Origin of the sequence: Sphingomonas olei (assembly GCF_045369765.1) — a bacterium.
GTDB lineage: Bacteria > Pseudomonadota > Alphaproteobacteria > Sphingomonadales > Sphingomonadaceae > Sphingomonas > Sphingomonas panaciterrae.
This window is the reverse complement of the sequence record NZ_JBIQEU010000004.1, coordinates 286,089-301,025: the sequence shown is the minus strand read 5'-3', so window position 1 is coordinate 301,025 and position 14,937 is coordinate 286,089. Positions and strand designations below refer to the sequence as shown.

13 protein-coding genes and 1 tRNA gene are annotated in these 14,937 nt (G+C 67.6%); 7 read left to right on the top strand and 7 right to left on the bottom strand.

Going from position 1 to position 14,937, the window contains the following annotated elements:
* Positions 1-278: 278 nt before the first annotated feature.
* Positions 279-1,313, bottom strand: coding sequence for a LacI family DNA-binding transcriptional regulator (locus ACH0BU_RS07710; RefSeq protein ID WP_296221958.1), 1,035 nt, complete (start codon positions 1,311-1,313; stop codon positions 279-281).
* A gap of 323 nt (positions 1,314-1,636) precedes the next feature.
* Here ACH0BU_RS07710 and ACH0BU_RS07705 point away from each other — a divergent pair, with 323 nt between their 5' ends.
* Together ACH0BU_RS07705 and ACH0BU_RS07700 are read left to right on the top strand one after the other, a co-directional pair.
* Positions 1,637-4,174 (top strand): glycoside hydrolase family 3 protein, encoded by a 2,538-nt coding sequence (locus ACH0BU_RS07705; RefSeq protein ID WP_500263895.1) that lies wholly within the window; start codon positions 1,637-1,639, stop codon positions 4,172-4,174.
* 26 nt (positions 4,175-4,200) lie between these two features.
* Complete coding sequence (locus ACH0BU_RS07700; RefSeq protein WP_296221954.1) at positions 4,201-6,840, top strand: TonB-dependent receptor; 2,640 nt, start codon at positions 4,201-4,203, stop codon at positions 6,838-6,840.
* Positions 6,841-6,916: 76 nt separating this feature from the next.
* Here ACH0BU_RS07700 and ACH0BU_RS07695 read toward each other — a convergent pair whose 3' ends face one another.
* The 5 genes from ACH0BU_RS07695 to ACH0BU_RS07675 all read right to left on the bottom strand — a co-directional run bounded on the left by ACH0BU_RS07695 (position 6,917) and on the right by ACH0BU_RS07675 (position 11,887).
* Entirely contained in the window at positions 6,917-8,014 is a 1,098-nt protein-coding gene (locus ACH0BU_RS07695) for an ABC transporter permease (protein WP_500263894.1), read from the bottom strand.
* Positions 8,011-9,138, bottom strand: a complete 1,128-nt coding sequence (locus ACH0BU_RS07690; protein WP_296218899.1) for an ABC transporter permease — start codon at positions 9,136-9,138, stop codon at positions 8,011-8,013. The genes ACH0BU_RS07695 and ACH0BU_RS07690 overlap by 4 nt, the downstream gene beginning before the upstream one ends.
* Positions 9,135-10,166, bottom strand: a complete 1,032-nt coding sequence (locus ACH0BU_RS07685; protein ID WP_296218900.1) for an HlyD family secretion protein — start codon at positions 10,164-10,166, stop codon at positions 9,135-9,137. Before ACH0BU_RS07685 ends, ACH0BU_RS07690 begins: the two co-directional genes overlap by 4 nt.
* Complete coding sequence (locus ACH0BU_RS07680; RefSeq protein ID WP_314472453.1) at positions 10,163-11,617, bottom strand: TolC family protein; 1,455 nt, start codon at positions 11,615-11,617, stop codon at positions 10,163-10,165. The genes ACH0BU_RS07685 and ACH0BU_RS07680 overlap by 4 nt, the downstream gene beginning before the upstream one ends.
* A 180-nt stretch (positions 11,618-11,797) precedes the next feature.
* Positions 11,798-11,887, bottom strand: a tRNA-Ser gene (locus ACH0BU_RS07675).
* Between the two features lie 121 nt (positions 11,888-12,008).
* Here ACH0BU_RS07675 and hspQ point away from each other — a divergent pair.
* The 5 genes from hspQ (at position 12,009) to ACH0BU_RS07650 (ending at position 14,595) form a co-directional block, all read left to right on the top strand.
* The gene (hspQ, locus tag ACH0BU_RS07670; RefSeq protein ID WP_125945265.1) at positions 12,009-12,416 is read left to right on the top strand and encodes a heat shock protein HspQ; all 408 of its coding nucleotides are present in this window, start codon (positions 12,009-12,011) and stop codon (positions 12,414-12,416) included.
* A 131-nt stretch (positions 12,417-12,547) separates the two neighbouring features.
* Positions 12,548-12,853: a 50S ribosomal protein L21 gene (rplU, locus tag ACH0BU_RS07665; RefSeq protein ID WP_046406359.1), complete on the top strand. Its 306-nt coding sequence runs from the start codon at positions 12,548-12,550 to the stop codon at positions 12,851-12,853.
* 25 nt (positions 12,854-12,878) lie between these two features.
* Positions 12,879-13,148, top strand: coding sequence for a 50S ribosomal protein L27 (gene rpmA, locus ACH0BU_RS07660; RefSeq protein ID WP_046406357.1), 270 nt, complete (start codon positions 12,879-12,881; stop codon positions 13,146-13,148).
* 183 nt (positions 13,149-13,331) lie between these two features.
* On the top strand, positions 13,332-13,883 hold the full coding sequence (locus tag ACH0BU_RS07655; RefSeq protein ID WP_296218909.1) for a GNAT family N-acetyltransferase: 552 nt from the start codon (positions 13,332-13,334) through the stop codon (positions 13,881-13,883).
* A gap of 133 nt (positions 13,884-14,016) precedes the next feature.
* Positions 14,017-14,595 carry a TetR/AcrR family transcriptional regulator gene (locus ACH0BU_RS07650; protein WP_145120425.1) on the top strand — a complete coding sequence of 193 codons (579 nt, stop codon included), beginning with the start codon at positions 14,017-14,019 and terminating at the stop codon, positions 14,593-14,595.
* Positions 14,596-14,624: 29 nt separating this feature from the next.
* On the opposite strand, the gene ACH0BU_RS07645 is transcribed toward ACH0BU_RS07650, so the two are convergent.
* Positions 14,625-14,891, bottom strand: coding sequence for a DUF1294 domain-containing protein (locus tag ACH0BU_RS07645; RefSeq protein ID WP_046406637.1), 267 nt, complete (start codon positions 14,889-14,891; stop codon positions 14,625-14,627).
* Positions 14,892-14,937: the final 46 nt, after the last annotated feature.

The following is a 14,937-nucleotide window of genomic DNA, read 5'->3' as shown; positions in this document are numbered from 1 at the left end:
GCGACCACGGCGCCTTGTTTTCGCTAACCACTGCAACCAGCCCGTCCGGGCCACCGCTGCGGTGACACCCATCTAGGCGCACCCGCCCACACCGTCAAACACTTTTTGCAGTCTTCCTACACAACACCAACAAAACCACGCTTTTCCGCGGGTTTCAGGACCCCGCCGCCGCTGTGCCGCCGGCGCGCTCCGGCCGAATCATCGTGCCTTGCGGCCGCCCTGCGGAACAGAATCGGGCGAATCTGGCCGCGTTGGGGTGAAGCGTGGCCAGATTAGAATCAGAGCGGCGCGGTTCGGGTGGTTGAGCCGCGAACCAGGAGCTGGTGCTGGAGACGGAGTGCCGGTGTCAGGGGGCGCTTCTCGATCAGCGCGAGCAGGGCGTCAGTCGCCGCGTGCGCCATATCGTAGGTCGGCTGGTGGATCGTGGTGAGCTGCGGCCAGGTGACACGCGAGATGAGGCTGTCGTCGAAGCCCGCGACGGAGACATGGCCGGGCACGTCCAGCCCCGCCTCCTTGGCGGCGACCACCACGCCTGCCGCCATATCGTCATTTGCGGCGAACACCGCCGTCGGCCGCTGGCGATCGGCAAAGATGCGGCGGCCCGCGGCGAGCCCGGATTCGAACGTATAACGCCCCTGTTCGATCAGCCGTTCGTCCACCGTCGCCCCGGCGGCCTGCATCGCGCCGCGAAAGCCGTCCAGCCGCTGGCTGTTCGACGGGTGGTCGGGATCGCCCTGCACAAAGGCGATCCGCCGATGGCCGAGTGACAGGAGGTGATCCGTCATCTCCCGCGCCGCCGCGCCATCATCGATCCCCACCGTGGGGGAGGCATCGAGCGCGGTGGTCGGCGCGATGCGCACGAAGGGCATGCGCGCCTCCACCAGGTCGCGCACCGTCTGCGGATCGTCGCCGAGCGGCGGGGCGAGCACGATTCCCTCAAGCCCAGAGGTGCGGGCGAGTTGGAGAAGGCGGCCGGAGACGGCGCGCGCATTCTCGCACGGAAAGAGCAAGAGGCGATAACGTTCGTCGTGCAGGCGATCGAGCGCCCCCGTCTGGAGGTCGACAACATAATTGGGGCTGGGATTTTCGTAGAACAGGCCGATCAGGAAGGAGCGCCCGCGCACCAGGCTGCGCGCCGCCATGTTGGGATGGTAATCCAGCGCCGCCGCGGCCTCGAGCACGCGCCTGCGCGTCTCGGGGCGAACAAAGGGCTCGTCATTGAAGACGCGCGAGACCGTCTTGATCGAGGTGCCGGATCGCGCCGCCACATCGGTGATGGTCGCCCGCACCTGCCGCTTGTCGCCTGCTTCCATCCCGATCCGAGTCCCCCTGCCCCAACCTGCGACCCTTGCGCCCCGGCCGCCCTGGCACCTGAGCGGTCCGGACCGGCCGGCGCGCGACGATGCCCCGCCAACCGGCCCCGTACAATGCGCGCCAAGCGACAATACGCACGGCCGCACCGATTTGCCGCCCGATCACAGCACGCGCCCGAGATGGCACGCGCACCATGACAGCCGCTCGCGACTTCAAAATTGACAACGTTGCCAAACCGCTGTTTAGACAACGCTGTCAAGACACTGCGCCACCGACGGGCAACGATAGCGTCGGGACAGAGAAGTTTTCAGAGGGGATGAGCGTGCTGAGAGTGCTGAATCGCGTGGGCTATGTTGCATTGGCGGCGGGGCTCGCCGCTTCCCCCGCGCAGGCGCAGGTGCCCGCCGCATCATCCACACCCGCCAAGGCGACAGCCACCGCCACCCCGAGCGCGATCGCAACGCCGGCGGACTGGGCCAAGCCCGCCCTGCCCGCGACGCGCGACGCCAAGGTGGAAAAGACCGTCGAGGATCTGCTGCGCCGCATGTCGCTGGAGCAGAAGGTCGGTCAGGTCGTGCAGGCCGACATCGCCAGCGTGACGCCCGAAGACGTCTATCGCTATCATCTGGGATCGGTGCTGAACGGCGGCAATTCCAAGCCCGGCGAGGGCCATCATGTCACCGCCCCGGCCTGGGTCGCCGCCGCCGATGCCTTCTATGAGGCGTCGATGCGCCCCCATGGCGCGCTGCCGCGGATCCCGGTGATCTGGGGATCGGACGCCGTTCACGGGCACAACAATGTCGTGGGCGCGACGCTGTTTCCGCACAACATCGGGCTCGGCGCGGCGCGCAATCCCGAACTGATGCGCCGGATCGGCGAAGTGACCGCCGCGGAAATGCGCGTCACTGGCCTGGACTGGACCTTTGCCCCGACGCTGGCGGTGGTGCGCGACGATCGCTGGGGCCGCACCTATGAGGGGTTCGGCGAGGATCCCGAAATCGCCACCGCTTACGCCCGCCCGCTGATCGAGGGGCTGCAGGGCAAGGTGGGCGACCGCGACTGGCTGCGCGGCAACCATATCATCGCGACCGCCAAGCATTTCCTGGGCGACGGCGGCACGGCCGGCGGCAAGGACCAGGGTGATGCGCGCACCGACGAGGCCACGCTGCGTCGCCTGTTCGCCGCGCCTTATGTTCCCGCGATCGAGGCGGGCGTGCAGTCGATCATGGTCAGCTTCTCGAGCTGGAACGGCGCCAAGATGCACGGCAACCGGTCGCTGCTGCGCGGCGTGATCAAGGATCACTGGGGCTTTGACGGCTTCCTGGTCGGCGACTGGAACGGTCATGGCCAGGTCGAGGGCTGCACCGCGGACAATTGCTACCAGACGTTCACCGCCGGTCTGGACATGGCGATGGCGCCCGACAGCTGGAAGGGGCTGTGGCACAATACGCTGGCGCAGGCGAAGGACGGCCGGCTGCCGATGGCGACGCTGGACGATGCCGTGCGCCGCATCCTGCGCGTGAAGGTGCGCGCCGGGTTGATGGACGCGGGCAAGCCCTCCACCCGCCCGCTCGCCGGAAAGTACGACCTGCTCGGCAGCGCGGAGCATCGCGCCGTGGCGCGCGAGGCGGTGCGCCAGTCGCTGGTGTTGCTAAAGAATGCGGGCAGCGTGCTGCCGCTGAAGCCGGGCGCGCGCATCCTGCTGACCGGTGACGGCGCGGACAACATGACCAAGCAGACCGGTGGCTGGACGCTGACCTGGCAGGGCACCGGCACCAGCCGGACCGATTTCCCCAAGGCGCAGACCATCGCCGAGGGCATGCGCGAGGTGGCCAACGGCGTGGGCGCGACGGTCGACCTGTCGACCGACGGCCGCTTCACGCAGAAGCCCGACGTGGCGGTCGTGGTGTTCGGCGAGGATCCCTATGCCGAATTCCAGGGCGACCGCGCCGATGTCGCCTTTGACGATGCGCAGGACAATCTGGCGCTGCTCAAGAAGCTGAAGGCGGCGGGCATTCCGACCGTGTCGGTGTTCCTGTCTGGCCGACCGCTGTGGGTGAACCCGTACCTCAACGCCTCGGACGCTTTTGTCGCTGCGTGGCTGCCCGGCAGCGAGGGCGGCGGCGTGGCGGACGTGCTGTTCGGCAAGGTCGATTTCCGTGGCAAGCTGCCGTACAGCTGGCCGCGCACGTCGGATCAGACGGCGGTCAACGTGGGCGACGCGGACTATAACCCGCTGTTCCCCTATGGCTTTGGCCTGACGCTGAAGGATCGCGGCGAGCTGGCACCGCTGCCCGAGCAGCGCGCGACGCAGGCGAGCGGTGATCGCACGATCCTGTTCGATGCCGGGCGGCCCGGCACCGGACGGCGCCTGCTGATCGGTGCGCCGGGCGCCCTGTCGCCCAACCCGGGCCCCGACCTCATCACCGCCCGCGGCGCTGACCGGCGCGCGCAGGAAGACAGCGTGCGGCTGGCATGGACCGGCCGCGGCAAGGCGGTGGCGGCGATCGTGGACAGCGCACCCGCCGACCTGATGCGCGAGACCAACGGCGCGCTTGCCGTGCAGATCGACCTCAAGGTGGATGGTGCGCCCAGCCGGGCAGTGACCGCGGGCGTCGCTTGCGGCGAGCGCTGTGCCGGCGAGGTGCCGGTCACCGACGCCTTGCGGGCGGCAAAGCCGGGCGTCTGGACGACGCTGACCGTGCCGCTTTCCTGTTTCGCCAAGGCCGGCGCGGACATGCGCCAGGTCACGGCACCGCTTTCTCTGACGACCGACGGCACGCTCGACCTGACGATTTCGCGGGCGCGCCTGGTGCAGGCGAACGGCGCGGGCACCGCTTGCCCGAATAACAACAACTAAAAAAACAAACGTCTCAGGGAGTTATCATGACCAGGACCACCTATCTGCCATTGGCAGCGCTGCTCCTTTCGGGCACCGCCATGCCTGCCGTCGCGCAGGTGATCGAAACGCCGCAGCAGGACCAGTCGACCAGCCCGACGTCGCCGCAGGCGACCGAACAGGGCACCGACGACATCGTCGTCACCGCCAACCGTCGTGAGCAGAATCTGCAGGACGTGTCGGGCGTGGTGCAGGCCCTGTCCGCCGATGACCTGCGCAAGAGCGGCATCACCGATGTGCGGAACCTGGGCGTGGCCGTTCCGGGGCTCAACATTGCCAATCAGGAAGGCAATATCGAGATCTTCATCCGCGGCGTCGGATCCTCGAACAACACCGAACTGGGTGATCCGGGCGCCGCGCCGCACCTGAACGGTTCCTACATCCCGCGTCCGCGCGGCCTTGGCCTCATGTTCTACGATCTGGAACGGGTCGAGGTGAACAAGGGGCCGCAGGGCACGCTGTACGGCCGCAACGCGCTCGCCGGCACGCTCAACATCATCACCGCCAAGCCGACGTTCGACCGGGTCACCGGCTATGCGCAGGCCGAATATGGCAATCGCGACAGCTATGCCGCCGAGGGCGCGATCAACGTGCCGCTGAGCGACAATTTCGCCGCCCGCGTTGCCGGCTATTATGTGAACAAGGATTATGGCTTCAAGAACGCCTCGCCCGATCCGCAGGCGAGCCGTCTGAAGCCTGCCGGCCTCGAAGAGAATTACGCCGGCCGCGTGTCGCTGCGCTGGGAGCCGACCGATCGTCTCTCGCTGTCGGTCGTCGGTGACTATGGCAAGGAAACCGGCACCGGCTATCCGGGCGCCAACATCTTCGCCGCGGTCGAGGCCACCGGGCTGCGGCCCGAGCAGCTCGACCTGCGCCGCGTCGTCTATCGCGGCCAGCAGGGCGACATGGAGAACGAGCTCTGGGGCGTTCAGGGCAAGATCGGCTATCGCTTTGACACCTTCTCGGTCGAGGCGACGGGCAGCTACCGCTCGGTCGATTTCATGCAGTCCAACGCCAGCAGCGAGAGCATCGCGTGGAACGGCCGCGATTATTCGACGGTGCAGTTCGACAATTTTTCGAACAACTTCTGGCAGACCAAGTCGCAGAGCCAGGTCTATGAGCTGCGCGCCAGTGCCGATTCCGACCAGTCGCTGCGCTGGAACTTGGGCGGCTTCTACTTCAAGGAAAAGCAGCAGGTCGGCTATATGGCGGTCGCCGATCGCGGTTACTGCTGCTATTCGGGCACCGAGTTCACGATGCCTGACGTGAACGGCGAAAGCTTCGCCTTCTTCGCCGACGGCACGTATGACGTGACCGATCGCCTGCGCGTGATCGGCGGCATCCGCTACACCGACGAGAAGAAGTCGCGTTACGGCATCGGCGGCAATTGGGCGCTGACGCTGGGCGGCGCGGATGGCGCGTGCTGCGTCAGCACGCGGCTCGGCACCGAGGGCTTCCGCCCGGCGCTGCTCGACCGGCCGAACTTCAACGTCACCGGCCTGACCACGCCGCAGCAATATGCGCAGTTCCTGATCGAAGGCATCAAGAGCCCGGGCGCGCGCGACACGCTGATCCAGCAGATCGGCTCGATCGCCAACGGTACGAACCCGAACGGCACCTGCTTCACGCGGCCCGACATCGACAATGGGTTCGTCACGTGCCCGACCGGCACCAACGGCGGCTTCAGCTATGCCAATCTGACGATCCCGGGGCAGCAGCGCGGCTCGGCGAAGTTCAACTTCGTCGATTATCGCGTCGGGCTGGAATATGACATCACGTCGGACAACATGCTCTACGCGAAGGTTTCGACCGGGCATAAGTCGGGCGGGTTCAACGACACGTTCCAGACCTCGCCGATCCCCGAGACGTTCAAGCCGGAAAGCCTGACCGTGTTCGAGGCCGGGTCGCGCAACAGCTTCACCGCCTTCGGTCGCCGTGCGTACCTGAACCTGACCGGCTTCTACTATGACTATCAGGACCAGGTGTTCCAGGACCTGACCTGCATCAACCTCGACACGACGCAGACACCGCCGCAGTGCAACGGCTATTCGCTGGTGAACCGCAACATCGGCGCATCGCGCATCTACGGTCTGGAAGCTGAGGCGCGCTTCAACCTGCCGGGCAATTTCTCGCTCGATACCAACTTCGCGTTCCTCGACACGAAGATCACGCGCGGCACCGTCGCCGACGCGCGCGGGCAGAACAACGAGACGGGCGAATCGCCGCTCATCGACCTGACCGGCAACCGCCTGCCGCTGGCATCCAAGTACAATGTCAGCGTGAAGCTGGCGCAGTGGTTCGAAATGGGCCGCGGCCGGTTCGACTGGCAGGCGCTGCTGAGTTATCGTTCGTCCTACTTCCTGTCGCAGTTCAACGAGAAGGACATCGTCTTCCTCGACGGCGAGCGGCAGAATGCACTGCAGGCCGGCTTCCCCGATCGCCAGGTGGGCTTCACCACGCTGAACCTCGGCGTCGGCTACACGATCGGCAATTACCGGCTGGAGGCGTGGGCGACCAACTTCACCGATCAGCAGGCGTCGACCAAGGCGCTGGTCGGATCGGCGCTCAACATCCGCTTCCTGAACGACGCCCAGAGCTATGGCGTCCGGGCACGCGTGAACTTCTGATCCGTCACGGGTCCGCAGGCGCCGTCGCAGTAGCGGCGGTGTCTGCGGACACCGACGATCCTCAGGCGCCCCCGGTTCAGACCTCGGCGTTCAGGCGCCGCACCCGCCACAGGAAGCCGGCGGTATAGCAGGCGGCGAGTCCCGCCATGAGGGACAACGGCCCCCATGCCTCCGCCAGCGTTGCCCCCATCTGGTTGAAGCGGATGAACAGGTGCGTCGCAGGCGTCGCTGGCGACAGCCATGCGGCGGTCGCCAACCATTGCGGCATGGCATAGAGCGGCCAGGCGAAGCCGCCCAGGAACAACAGCGGCAAGGACGTGGGCAGGAGCACCTTCAGCGCGTCGTCGCCGGCGCGAAACAGGCTGCCCAGCACCATGCCGAGCCCCGCCACCGCCACCGCGAACGGCGGGATCGCCAGCAGCAGCGCCGGCATGTTGCCGCCGCGCGGCACCCCTTGCGCCCAATAGACGAAGCCGAAGTAGAAACCCGTCGTCAGGACACCGACGAGCACGGCGGCGGCCAGCATGCCAAGCGCCTCCGCCCGGCGCATGACCGTCCAGCCGCGCTGGCGGCGATCCGCCACCAGCCGCGCGGACGCGGCGAGCAACGTCTGTTGCAGGATGATGTTGGCGACCGCCGGGAAGACGTAATCGCGATAGCCGCCGGTGGTGAAGATCGGCTGCACCAGCACCTCAGGCGCGCGCTGCCGCGCGATCGCCGGCACCGTTTGCGCCAGTTCGTCCAGCGCATCGAGCGCCACCTGGCCCAGCGTCTCCCCGATCGCCTCGGCGCGGACGAAGTACGCACCGTTCAGCCATAAGGCGATGCCCGTCCCCCCGCCGCGCGACAGGACGCGCTGTTGCAGGTGCGGCGCGAGGTACACGACGCCATCGGCCTTGCGCGCGCGCACCAGTTCGCGCGCTTCGCCCAGATTGCCCGTTTCCACCACGACGAAGACCGCGCGTGTATCCGAAAGGTGCCGCACCAGCGCGCGCGACATGGGCGAACGATCGGCGTCCACCACCACCAGCGCGATGTCGGTCGCCGTCTGCTGTTGATAAGGCGCGGGATAATAAACGGCGTAGAACAGCACGGAGACGACCGCGAGCATCAGCAACTCGCGCGTGCGGATGATCGTCAGCAGCGTCTGCTCGAGCGCCCGGAGGAAGCTCATACCGGGCGCTTCGATCGCACGATCAGCACCATGCCGACGACGCCGCCGATCAGCGGATAGAGCAGCAGCGCGATCATTGGCGTCAGGTCGGCGCGCGCGGTGACGCCGATCAGCTGGTCCATCTGCAACAAGATGTAGTGGGTGAGCGGCAGCACCTTGCTCCAGTCCTGCGCATACCACAGCCCGCCGCTGAGCGGCAGCGTCGCGCCGGAATAGGCGAGCGCCGATCCGGCGACGATGACCGCACCGGAAAAGGACGTGCCCACCTCGCGCGTGACCGCGATGAACAACAGGCCGATCGCCGCCGTGGTGATGAACAGCAGAACCAGCCCGATCACGACCAGCGCCACGCTGCCCTCGACGCGATAGCCACGCGCCAGCGTCATCCACAGCAGCCACGCCACGCCCCACGTTATGCCGGCCAGGACGTGCACCGCCAGCCGTCCCGACAGCGCCGCCACGGGCGCCGGCGTGTCACGGACATAGGCGCCGAATGACTTGTCGCGCAGCAACAGCCCGAGCGAGCCGATGCAGGAAATGGCGATCACCAGATGGAGGATGCTGGGCCCGATCAGCATCCCGAGGAACCATTCGAGGCTGAGCGTCGGGTTGCCGAGCAGCGTGATCTGGATCGTCGGCAGCGTGCGCCCGGCAACAGACGCCCCTGCCACGCCCAGGTCGCGTGGCGCCTGGGCCAACAGCGTCGCCGTGGTGACGAGCCGCAGATAGGCGGAGGCGACCGATCCTGTCGACAGGAACACCGCCTCGTAGAACACCGTCACCGGCGGATCGGTGGCCCCACGGGTGCCGACGCCTTTTGGAATGACCATGAAGGCGACAGCCTGTTCGCGGCGAACCATGGCCAGCGCTTCGGCGCGCTGCGGCGTCTGCGCCACCACCTCCAGATACGGTGTCGCATCAATGTTGCGCGTGATCGCGCGGGCGAGCGGGCCGCCGTCCTGATCGACGATGACGACGGGCAGGTTGCTCAGCGTGCCGCCCCACATCATGGCCGCCATCGCCGCCAGCATCACCAGCGGAAACAGCGTGAGCAGGAAAAGGTCGAGCGGGGTACGGAGGATTCGCGCGGCTTCCTGCCGAAAGGATGCCGCGAACGCGCTCATTGCGGCCAGTCGAACAGGACGCTCATCCCCGGCCGCAGCCCCGTGGCGCGCTGCGTCGGCTCCAGCTTCACGGCAAAGGCGTGAACGTCATAGCCGCTCGACTGCCGCGTCGCACGGAACGTGGCGTAGCTGCCCTGTGGCGCGATGTTGGTGACGCGAAAATCGATGGTCTTGCCCAGCGCGGGCACGGTGCCGCGCAGCACGCGGCCCTGCTTCATGCCCCTGAAATCATCCTCCTGGACGTTGACCGTCACCCACGGCCGATCGATCGCGATCAGCTGGATCGCGGGCAGGATCGGGCTGACGATCTCGCCCGGCTGCACCAGCCGCCGCGATACCTCGCCATCAATTGGCGAAATCAGCCGCGTCTCACGCTCAGCCGCATCGGCTGCGAACACCAGCGCCTCGGCGGACCGCACCTGCGCGGCGGCGACCTGCTTGTTCTCCTCCCGCGTGCCGGCGGCGACCTTTTCATATTGCAGCCGCGCCGCCTCCGCGATGCGCGCGCTCGACACCATCGCGGCGCGTGCCTCGTCACGCCGCTGCGCCGCGACCCCCCCCTGTTCATAGAGGCTGTCGACCCGCCGGCTGGTCGTCGCGGCGAGGTTCGCGGTGGCGCGCGCCGCTTCCCAATTCGCGCGCATGGCGGCGATGTCCTGCTCGCGCGCGCCCTTGTCGGCGATTTCCTGCAGCGCGCGTGCGCTTTCCAGCGCGGCGGCCGCCTGTTGCGATCCCGTTTCCACTTCCGGCGCATTGAGGATCGCGAGTACCTCGCCGCGGCGCACTCGATCGCCCTCCGACACCATGATCCGCGTGAGCCGCGACAGCGCCTTGGTCGCGACGTTCACCTCCTCCGCCTCCACCTCGCCCTGCAGCGGCGGCAGGGCCGGACGGCTCGCGAGCCACAGGCCGATTGCGACGGCGATGGCGACGATCACCACGCCGCCCCACAGCAGCCAGCGCGTGCGATGTGACGGCGGCGGCGCGTCCTCCGCGGTCGCGGGAGCAGCAACCGTCTGCGCGCTCATCGCCGCGCCACGATCGGGATGCGCACGTTCGCGCCCGCCAGATACTGCGGAAAGGCGTCGAGCTTGCCGGACGCGGTCAGCAGCGCCGCGAGCGCCAGTTCATATTCATATGCGGTCGCCACGCGCTGCGTTCGTGCCGCCGCCAGCGCGGCTTCCGCCCCGGTCACTGCCGTCACTGTCCCCTCGCCCTCGCGGAAGCTGATCTGCTGAACCCGCAGATTCTCCGCTGCTGCCGCCAGGCTGCTGTCCAGCGAGACGAAGGAACGCCGCGCGCTTTCGACCAGGTTCCACGCCCGCAGCGTGGCGACACGGCTCGTCTGCCGCGCGCCCCGCGCGGTTTCCGCCGCCGCCGCCTCCTGCTCCCGCGCCGCCGCGACCGACTGCGATCGCCCGATATTGGACAACAGGGTGTACCGCACGCCGACGCCGACGATCCAGTCCGGCTCGACCGGCAAGGCATTGGAACGGTTGAGGTTATATTCGCCAAAGGCAAAGGCCTGCGGCCGCTCGCGCGCCTTCGCCAGATCCACCCCGGCCCGCGCCACCGCGGTCGCCGCATCGGCCTCGCGCGTCTGCGGCAGATCGTCCTCGCCGCCCAGGAACGTACTTGGCGGCGGCAGCGGCGCGGTCTGCACGAACAGCGGTGTCGTGGGGGTCACGCCCTCCTCCTCGAGCAGGCTGGCAAGGTCGCTGCGGGCGCTGTCATGCGCCAGCACCGCGCGCTCATATTGCCGCTCCGCCGCGTCACGCGCGACCTGCGCCTCCAGACGGCGGGCGCGGGGAACGAAGCCCGCCAGCTCCAGCTTGATCGCGTCGGACAGCAGATCATCGAGCGCCGCGAGCGACTCGCGCGTCGAATCCTCCAGCGAGGCGGCGGCAAGCTGGCCGAAATAGGCGCGGATCAGATTGACCCGCACCAGATCACGCGCCGATCGGGTGCGCGCCTCGCCCAGCGCGGTTCCCGCCGCCGCCCCGCGCTTGATCGCGGCGATCGCGCCACCGGTGTAGATCGGCAGGATGCCCTGGACCGTGGGGCGGAACACGCTCTGGCGAAAGCGATACGACACGTCGCTCGGCAGTGCGGCGAACAGCCCCGGCAGCGCCTGGGAGATTCGCCCCACGATGTCGGAGGCGATGGCCTGGAATTCAGGCGCGACGGAGCCGGGGATCGAAGCAAGGAAGCTGTTGGTGCTGTCCAGCGCGTCGCGGCGCGGGCCGGTGAGGTCGAGCGACAGCGTCTTTTGATATTCGACATATTGCGCCGACACGGTGACGATCGGGCGGTTGAGCGTTGACAGCGATCCTTCGGTGAGGCGCGCCGCGCTCTGGGCGTGCTTCGCGGCTGAGAGCGCCGGATCCACGCGGTCAGTCCGCTCCAGCGCGGCGGTGAAGCTCATCGCCACCGGATCGGCCGTCGCTGCACTCGCACTCCCCAGCGCGGAAACGGCCAACAGCGCAATCCGCCAGCCGCTGCAGCGCACACCAAGGGCTGCCTGCCTGCCGTGCGCAGGCGAAACCGGATCCCAGCGACGGGGGCCCCCTCTCCACATGGCGTGAGCGTACGCCCCTTGCCTGGCTAACGCCAGTTGGTCCGCGCGTCGTCGGCATGAGGGGAAGTACGAAGGAGAAGGTGGCGGAGAGGGTGGGATTCGAACCCACGGTACCCGTAAAGGCACAACGGTTTTCGAGACCGTCCCAATCGACCACTCTGGCACCTCTCCGCGAGGCAACCGGGCGTGCCAGATGGCGGGCCCGGTGGATCGAGGGCGCGCCTCTAACGCGCTTGTTTGCATTGCGCAAGCGGCTGCTTGTGCAGCGCGCAACAACCACTAGATTGGCATCATGCCTTCTGCCCCCAGTTCCCTGTCGATCCCATCGCGATCGGCCAGTTCCGCAGCGGCGAGCGATGCGCCCGCGCTGCCCGCGGTGGCCCATGCGCGATTCTCCATCGGTGACATCGTGCGGCATCGCATGCTCGATTTCCGCGGCGTCGTGTTCGATGTCGATCCGGTCTTCGCCAATACCGAGGAATGGTATCAGTCGATCCCCGAGGGGATCCGGCCGCGCAAGGACCAGCCGTTCTACCATCTGCTCGCGGAAAACGCCGAATCGACCTATGTCGCTTACGTCAGCCAGCAGAACCTGGTGCACGACGAAAGCGACGAGCCGGTCGACCATCCGGCGATCGCCGGCCTGTTCACGGGGCTGAGCGACGGGCGCTATCTGCTGCGGCGCGAGCATCGTCACTGATCGCGACGCAACGGTAATCGACGTCAGCGGCCGCGCGCGGCGTTGACAAACGGGCGCGACTCTCCTAGCTGCGCCCTTCCTCCTGGCCCGGCAATCCGGACCGGGCACAAGCATTTGGATAGAGTCAGGCCATGTTCGCAGTCGTGCGCACGGGCGGCAAGCAGTATCGCGTTGCCGCCGGAGACAAGATCGTCGTCGAGAAGCTGGAGGGCGATGCCGGCGCCTCCGTCACGCTGAGCGACGTGCTGCTGGCCGGCGAAGGTTCGGAGCTGAAGCCGACCGACGGGCTCACCGTCGCTGCCGAGATCATCGCGCAGGCGAAGGGTGAGAAGGTCATCGTTTTCAAGAAGCGCCGCCGTCACAACTACCGCCGTCGCAACGGCCACCGCCAGAACCACACGATCCTGAAGATCGTGTCGATCGGCGCGTCGGCCTAATCGCGAAGCGTAAGGAGCAAGCACCATGGCACATAAGAAAGCAGGCGGCTCGTCGCGTAACGGTCGTGATTCGGCCGGTCGTCGTCTTGGCGTGAAGAAGTTCGGCGGTCAGGAAGCGATCGCAGGCAACATCCTCGTGCGTCAGCGCGGGACGAAGTTCTACCCGGGCCGCAACGTCGGCATCGGCAAGGACCACACCCTTTTCGCGCTCGTCGATGGCCGCGTGGTATTCCACGACGGCAAGCTCGGCCGTAAATTCTGTTCGGTCGACATGATTGCCGAGGCGGCAGAGTAACATCGGGCGACCATCCGGGTTGCCCACCAGGGCGATCCGGAGCCTCCATCAGGGAGGCCAGCCACAAGACAAGGGAGCCGGGTCCGCCCAGGCTCCCTTTTTTATTGCTCCCTCAATCCACCGCGTCTGTCGCCGGCCCGTCATCGGTCCCGGCTAACGGCGCGTCAGGCGAGGAGGGCGCAGATGTTCGCGCGGACGAAGAGATTGACGTTACGGCCGGGATGGCCGGAAGAAGCCGAGAGGCTGCAGCAGACGATCGCCCATGAAGAGGTGGCGATGAAGCTGGCGCGGCTGCCCTGGCCCTATACCCACGCCGATGCAGAGGCATTTTTGTCGATGCCGCGCGGGGAGGCCGAGGCGCGATTCCTGATCCTGAGCCACGACCATGATTATCCCCGCATGATCGGCGGCATCGGCCTGACCGACCAGGGCGGCGGCGTGGCCGAGCTTGGCTATTGGCTGACGCCGTCGGCCTGGGGCCGCGGCTATGCCACGGAGGCGGCACGCGCCGTCGTCGACATGGCGCGCCATGCCCTGCCCCTCCGCCGGATCGAGGCGCGCCACCATCTCGACAATCTGCCCTCGCGCCGCGTGCTCGAGAAGCTCGGTTTCCGCGAGATTCGGCGCGAGGCCAGCTTCTCGCTGGCGCAGGGCCGGGCCGTGGACAGCGCCGTGCTGGCGCTCGACATGGGCGAGGAAGAAGAGGTCCCGGCGCGAATGGCAATCGCCGCCTGATCGCCCCTCGCCGCCCTCCTTTCTCCTGCTTGCCTGCAATGCACGGCCGGACGACGTACGCCCTCCAGCACGCCGTCCGGCTGCGTAAAGCAAGCCATTGCAAAACATTGCTGATGCGCCGACAGCCGGCTTGATGTCCGTGACCCCGCTTCGCCGCCGCATGACCCCCGAGGAATCGCGCAGCGCCGCGCTGTCGGCCGCGCGCGAGCTTCTGGTCGAGGTCGGGCCGCAGGCCGTAACGCTGAAGGCGGTGGGCGCGCGGATCGGCCGCACCCACGCCAATCTCCTCCACCATTTCGGATCGGCCGAAGGGCTGCAGAAGGCGTTGATCGAGGATCTGGCAGCGCGGATCGTCGGCACGATCAAGGCCGCAGTGCTCCGCTCACGCGAGGCGGAGGATCCCGCGGAGGTCGTCGACCTCACCTTTGACGCCTTTGGACGCAACGGCGCCGGCGCGCTCGCAAGCTGGATGATCCTCACCGGCAATGAAAACGCGCTCGACCCGATTCTCACCGCGATCCACGATCTGGTCGAGGATCTGGCGCAGGACCATCACGGCGGGGCGCCGATCCGCGAGGAAACGCTTCAGCTCGTGCTGATGGCGCTGGGCGACGCGTTGCTCGGGGCGCCGATGGCCAAGGCGCTCGGCCTGTCGCGCGATACCGCGCGCAAGCTGGCGCGCGGCATGTTGCTGGCGGACCGGGGTCGATAAGCCGGAAGCCCGGGGAATCGGGTTCGGGGCTACAGGATCAGCAGCCCGATTCCCGCGCCCGCCTGAATCGCGACGATCAGCAGCAGCCGGGTGGAAAACGGCTCCTTGCGCGTCTTGTGGCGAAACAGGTGGCGCGCGGCGAGCGCGCCCGGCGACCCGCCGATCAACGCCAGCTGCAGCAGGCTCGCCTCCGATATCCGCCGCTCGCCCGCAATGGCGCGGCGCTTGTCCGACCAGAAAGCGGCAAAGGTCGCGGCGTTAATCAGTAGCGCGGCGAACAGCAGAGTCGTGACCATCTGCCCTCCCTGCCCCATCGTCGGTTAAGCAATCACCCGGTGATGC